Origin of the sequence: Burkholderia sp. KCJ3K979, from assembly GCF_016759955.1 — a bacterium.
GTDB classification, from domain to species: domain Bacteria; phylum Pseudomonadota; class Gammaproteobacteria; order Burkholderiales; family Burkholderiaceae; genus Burkholderia; species Burkholderia orbicola.
The window spans coordinates 1-5,617 of the sequence record NZ_JACFYV010000317.1 but is presented as its reverse complement, the minus strand read 5'-3'; the positions used below and the strand labels follow the sequence as shown (position 1 = coordinate 5,617).

Sequence of the window (5,617 nt, the reverse complement as noted above, 5' to 3'; positions counted from 1 at the left end):
CCGCCCCGCCGCACCGAACCCGGAAACGACGAGGCCAGGCGCCCGGGCCCGGCCTCATCGTCATTGCTGCGTTTGGCGGGGTTGCATCGGCCCGTATGCCAGCCTCGCACCCGCTCAGCGGCGCGGCAGCGTGTCGCGCGGCATCTGCTCGTCATCGCCCATCAAGTGCCGGCGCCCCTTGATCGGCCGGCGGATCGCAGCGGCGACTTCGGCTTCCGTCACGTCCTCGGACACGACCTTGCGCGCCAGCCGCCCTTCTTCGTCGATCCACTCGACGATCCGGCATCCACCGCCCCACGGCTGGCGAATCGGCTCCGACACGCGGCAGCCGCGCAGGTTGTAAAGGCGTCCGCCAGGCGCTTCCCCGTACGATTTCAACATAGGTTCCCTTCGCATTGCGCGGTTCGACAATCCGGCAAAGGATAGGGAAAAGCGATGTCCGGCGGGTTACATCAGCCTACATATTCTTTACAGCGAATTACGCGACAGATCGTCCGGCCCGCTACGGCCCCTGCCAGGGCCCCGCCCGCTCATTCGAGATCGCGCACGCGGTCGATCGCCTGCTCGAGCCGTTCGACGGCCATCACGTTCAGCCCTTCGATCGGCTGCTTCGGCGCATTCGCCTTCGGGATCAGCGCGGACGTGAAGCCGAGCTTCGCCGCTTCGCGCAGCCGTTCCTGCCCGCGCGGGGACGGCCGGATCTCGCCCGCCAGCCCCACCTCGCCGAACACGATCAGCCCTTTCGGCAGCGCCTTGTTGCGCATCGACGAGTGAATCGCGAGCAGCACCGCGAGGTCGGCGGCCGGCTCGGTGATCTTCACCCCGCCCACCGCATTGAGGAACACGTCCTGATCGAAGGCCGCGATGCCCGCGTGGCGGTGCAGCACCGCGAGCAGCATCGCGAGCCGGTTCTGCTCGAGGCCGACCGCGAGCCGGCGCGGATTCGGCACGTGCGCCGTATCGACGAGCGCCTGGATTTCGACGAGCAGCGGGCGCGTGCCTTCCTGCGTGACGAGCACGCACGAACCGGGCACGACCTGCTCGTGCTGCGACAGGAACAGCGCGGACGGGTTGGCTACGCCGCGCAGCCCGCGCTCGGTCATCGCGAACACGCCGAGTTCGTTGACCGCGCCGAAGCGGTTCTTGAACGCGCGCACGAGCCGGAACGACGAATGCGTGTCGCCTTCGAAGTACAGCACGGTATCGACGATGTGCTCGAGCACGCGCGGGCCGGCCAGATTGCCCTCCTTCGTCACGTGCCCGACCATGATGATCGCGGTGCCCGACTGTTTCGCGATGCGCGTGAGCTGCGCCGCGCATTCGCGCACCTGCGCGACCGAGCCCGGCGCCGACGTGAGCGCGTCCGAATAGACGGTCTGGATCGAGTCGATGACGGCCACGTCCGGCCGCTCGGTATCGATCGCGGCCTGGATCTTCTCGAGCTGGATCTCGGCGAGCAGCTTCAGTTCGGCCGCCGGCGCGCCGCCGTCGAGCAACGCGAGCCGTTGCGCGCGCAACGCGATCTGCGCGGCCGATTCCTCGCCGCTGATATAGAGGGCACGCCGCTCGTTCGCGATATCCGCGAGCGACTGCAGCAGCAGCGTCGACTTGCCGATGCCCGGATCGCCGCCGATCAGCACGACGCCGCCGGGCACCAGGCCACCGCCCAGCACGCGATCGAATTCGCCGATGCCGGTGGAGAAGCGCGGAACGTCGGCGGCCTCGATGTCGGCGAGCCGCTGCACCGGCGCCCGCTTCGCGAGCGACTGGAACCGATGGGCGGCCGGCGACTCGGCGACCGATTCGACGAGCGTGTTCCAGGCTTGGCACGACGGGCATTGGCCCTGCCACTTCGGGGTCTGTCCGCCGCACTCGCTGCAGACGTAAACGGTTTTCTGTTTGGCCACGCGCGATGCCCTTATTCCGCTCGCACCGGCACGCGGGCCGCGACCGCGCACATCAGCTCGTAGCCGATCGTGCCGCAATGGCGCGCGACGTCGTCGATCGGCAGCGCGTTGCCCCACAGCTCGACGCGCGCGCCGACGCCGGCCTGCGGGCACGGCGTCAGGTCGACGGTGATCATGTCCATCGACACGCGGCCGACGATCCGCGTACGGATGCCGTCGACGATCACGGGCGTGCCTTCGGGCGCCACGCGCGGATAGCCATCCGCATAGCCGCACGCGACGACGCCGATCCGCATCGGCGCCTGCGCCGAAAACGTCGAACCATAACCGATCGCCTGGCCCTTCCCGATCGTCTGCACCGCGATCAGCTCGGATGCAAGCGTCATCGCGGGCTTCAACCCCGTGTCCGCGATATCGGACGACAACCCGGACGGCGACGCGCCATACAGCACGATCCCCGGCCGCACCCAGTCGAAGTGCGTGTCCGGATGCCACAGCACGGCGGCCGAATTCGCGAGACTGCGCGCGCCGGCGATGCTTTCCGCGCCGCGCTCGAACGTCGCGAGCTGCTCGGCGACACCGCGCTCGTTGTCCGCGTCCGAAAAATGGGTCATCAACGTGATCTGACCGATGCCGGGGCACGCGCGGGCGCGCTCCCACGCGGCACGGTATTTTTCCGGCACGTAACCGAGCCGGTTCATCCCGCTGTTCATCTTCAGCTGCACGTTGACGGGCTTCGACAGCCGCGCCGTTTCCAGCATCCGCATCTGCTCGTCGTTGTGGACGGTCGTCGTCAGGCTGTAGCGGTCGATCACGTCGATGTCGGTCGAGCGGAAGAAGCCTTCGAGCAGCAGGATCGGGCCGGCCCAGCCGAGCTCGCGCAGCTTCACCGCCTCGTCGAGGTCGAGCAGGCCGAAGCCATCGGTGCCGCGCAGGCCCGGAAACGCGCGGGCGAGACCGTGGCCGTACGCGTTGGCCTTGACGACCGCCCAGACCTTGGACGGGCCGGCAAAGCGGCGGACGACGGAGAGATTGTTCGCGAGAGCGGCGGTGTGGATGGTGGCGGAGATCGGGCGCGGCATGGGAAATTTACGTAAAGACGCTTGCGAATCATCAGCTTACCGCGCCTTTTGAGCACCGAAGCCGACAATTTGCGGAACGATCGGGGAATCTTGCTAGTCCGAATTCGCGTATTTTCATGTTATAAAGCCGTGCGCACAACCCATTTCGAACGGAATAAGCCGATCGCATACCAGGCGGCCTACGCGGCCCTGCCGCAGCGACGAAAGCATCGCATCAGATGAAAAAAGGTTTTTACACCATCATGGCCGCGCAGTTTTTCTCGTCGCTGGCCGACAATGCGCTTCTCATCGCCGCCATCGCCCTGCTGAAAGACCTCCACGCCCCCAACTGGATGACACCGCTGCTGAAGCTGTTCTTCGTGTTGTCCTATGTGGTGTTGGCGGCGTATGTCGGTGCGTTCGCGGATTCGCGCCCGAAGGGCCGCGTGATGTTCATCACCAACTCGATCAAGGTGGTCGGCTGCCTGATCATGCTGTTCGGCGCCCATCCGCTGATCGCGTACGGGATCGTCGGCTTCGGCGCGGCGGCCTACTCCCCCGCCAAATACGGGATTCTCACCGAACTGCTGCCGGCCGACCGGCTGGTCGCCGCGAACGGCTGGATCGAGGGCACGACCGTCAGCTCGATCATCCTCGGCACCGTGCTCGGGGGCGCGCTGATCAGCCCGCACATCGCATCGCACGTGATCGCCCATACCCCCGCCTGGATCGGCACGCCCGCCGAGGCCGCGATGGCGATCATCATGGCGATCTACGTGGTCGCCGCGCTGTTCAACCTGCGCATTCCCGACACGGGCGCCCGCTACCCGAAGCAGGAGCGCGGCCCGGTCAAGCTGCTCACCGATTTCGCCGACTGCTTCATGGTGCTCTGGCGCGACAAGCTCGGCCAGATCTCGCTGGCGGTCACCACGCTGTTCTGGGGGGCGGGCGCGACGCTGCAGTTCATCGTGCTGAAGTGGGCCGAGGTGTCGCTCAACATGTCGCTGTCCGAAGGCGCGATCCTGCAGGCCGTAGTCGCGGTCGGCGTGGCGGCCGGCGCGATTGCCGCCGCTGCCCGGATTCCGCTGAAGAAGTCGCTGACCGTGCTGCCCGTCGGCATCATCATGGGCATCGCGGTGATGCTGATGGCGTTCTACACGCGCGACCTGTTCCCGGCGCAGTGGGCCGTGCACTTCGGCCATCTGCGCCTGCCGTTCTACCTGATCGTCGCCTACATCTTCCTGATCGGCGTCGGCGCGCTGTCCGGCTACTTCGTCGTGCCGATGAACGCGCTGCTGCAGCATCGCGGCCACGTGCTGCTGTCGGCCGGCCATTCGATCGCGGTGCAGAACTTCAACGAGAACCTGTCGGTGCTCGTGATGCTGTGCCTGTATGCGGTGCTCGTGTGGCTCGACGTGCCGGTCGGCGTCGTGATCGTGCTGTTCGGCACGTTCGTCTGCCTGACGATGTGGCTCGTGATGCGCCGCCACCAGGCGAACCAGCGTCAGTTCGACTCGGTCGCGCTGATCGGCGAATCGCGGCACTGACGCTACACTTTCCGTTTTCGTCCGCTGGCGCCGGTGCGCACACCGGCGCGTTGCCCTCATGACGCACCCGATACCCAACCTCCTGACGATCGCCGGCTCCGATTCGGGCGGCGGCGCAGGCATTCAGGCCGACCTGAAGACGTTTTCCGCGCTCGGTGCGTATGGTGCGAGCGTGATCACCGCGCTGACCGCGCAGAACACGCGCGGCGTGACGGGCGTGCATGCGCCGGACGCCGCGTTCGTGACCGCGCAGCTCGACGCGGTGTTCGACGATATCCGCATCGACGCGGTCAAGATCGGGATGCTCGCCAACGCGGCGATCGTGCAGGCGGTGGCCGACGCGCTGCGCCGTTACGCGCCGCGTTTCGTGGTGCTCGATACGGTGATGATCTCGAAGAGTTCGCACGCGCTGCTCGCGCCCGATGCCGTCGACGCGCTGCGCGACACGCTGCTGCCGCTCGCGACGGTCGTCACGCCGAACCTGCCGGAAGCGGCCGCGCTGCTGAACGATGCGCCCGCCACCACCGAAGACGACATGGTGCGGCAAGGCGAGGCCCTGCTGCAGACAGGCGCGCGCGCGGTGCTGATGAAGGGCGGCCACCTGCCCGACGCGTCCGCGAGCCCCGACTGGCTCGTCGAGGAAACCCGCACCGTGCGGCTCGACGGCGCGCGCGTGCCGGTCAGCAACACGCACGGCACCGGCTGCACGCTGTCGTCGGCAATCGCCGCGCTGCTGCCGCAGCAGTCCGACCTCGAAAGCGCGGTACGCGAGGCAAAAACCTACCTGACCGGCGCGATCGCCGCGAGCGGCCACCTCGACGTCGGTCACGGCGTCGGCCCGGTCCATCACTTCCATCGCTGGTGGTGAGCGGCCGCTGACGCGGCGTCAGTGATCCTGCGCCGCGAACGCCTGCGCGCGCGCCGGCCAGTCGTCGGGCACGACGAAACCGCGCGCCGTCTCGCGCCACGTGCCGTCGCCCCCCTTTTCATGGATCGCGATCAGGTCGGGCGTCTGGCGCGTCGCCAGCACGGCCGGCAACTCCAGTGCGCTCGCCAGCGGCTCGGGCTCGACACCCGCGCCGGCGACGGCACGCCGCGGTGC

The 5,617-nt window shown here is 67.8% G+C and carries 5 protein-coding genes and 1 pseudogene; 2 read left to right on the top strand and 4 right to left on the bottom strand.

Annotation, left to right across the window (positions count from 1 at the left end; all coding sequences use genetic code 11):
• Nucleotides 1-114 precede the first annotated feature (114 nt).
• The 3 genes from H3O04_RS33560 to alr form a co-directional block, all read right to left on the bottom strand.
• Nucleotides 115-381 (bottom strand): DUF2866 domain-containing protein, encoded by a 267-nt coding sequence (locus tag H3O04_RS33560; protein ID WP_006488228.1) that lies wholly within the window; start codon nt 379-381, stop codon nt 115-117.
• Between the two features lie 149 nt (nt 382-530).
• A complete protein-coding gene (radA, locus tag H3O04_RS33555; protein ID WP_006478470.1) occupies nt 531-1,907 on the bottom strand; it encodes a DNA repair protein RadA in 1,377 nt (458 codons plus the stop codon).
• Nucleotides 1,908-1,918: 11 nt separating this feature from the next.
• A complete protein-coding gene (gene alr / locus H3O04_RS33550) occupies nt 1,919-2,989 on the bottom strand; it encodes an alanine racemase (RefSeq protein ID WP_006478469.1) in 1,071 nt (356 codons plus the stop codon).
• Nucleotides 2,990-3,207: 218 nt separating this feature from the next.
• Between alr and lplT the strand changes: the two genes are divergently transcribed.
• Both lplT and thiD read left to right on the top strand, forming a co-directional pair.
• On the top strand, nt 3,208-4,515 hold the full coding sequence (lplT, locus tag H3O04_RS33545) for a lysophospholipid transporter LplT (protein ID WP_006478468.1): 1,308 nt from the start codon (nt 3,208-3,210) through the stop codon (nt 4,513-4,515).
• 58 nt (nt 4,516-4,573) lie between these two features.
• On the top strand, nt 4,574-5,383 hold the full coding sequence (gene thiD / locus H3O04_RS33540) for a bifunctional hydroxymethylpyrimidine kinase/phosphomethylpyrimidine kinase (protein ID WP_011549522.1): 810 nt from the start codon (nt 4,574-4,576) through the stop codon (nt 5,381-5,383).
• Between the two features lie 18 nt (nt 5,384-5,401).
• Here the strand turns inward: thiD and H3O04_RS33535 are convergent.
• Nucleotides 5,402-5,617, bottom strand: a pseudogene (locus tag H3O04_RS33535) (DUF1853 family protein); the annotation flags it as partial.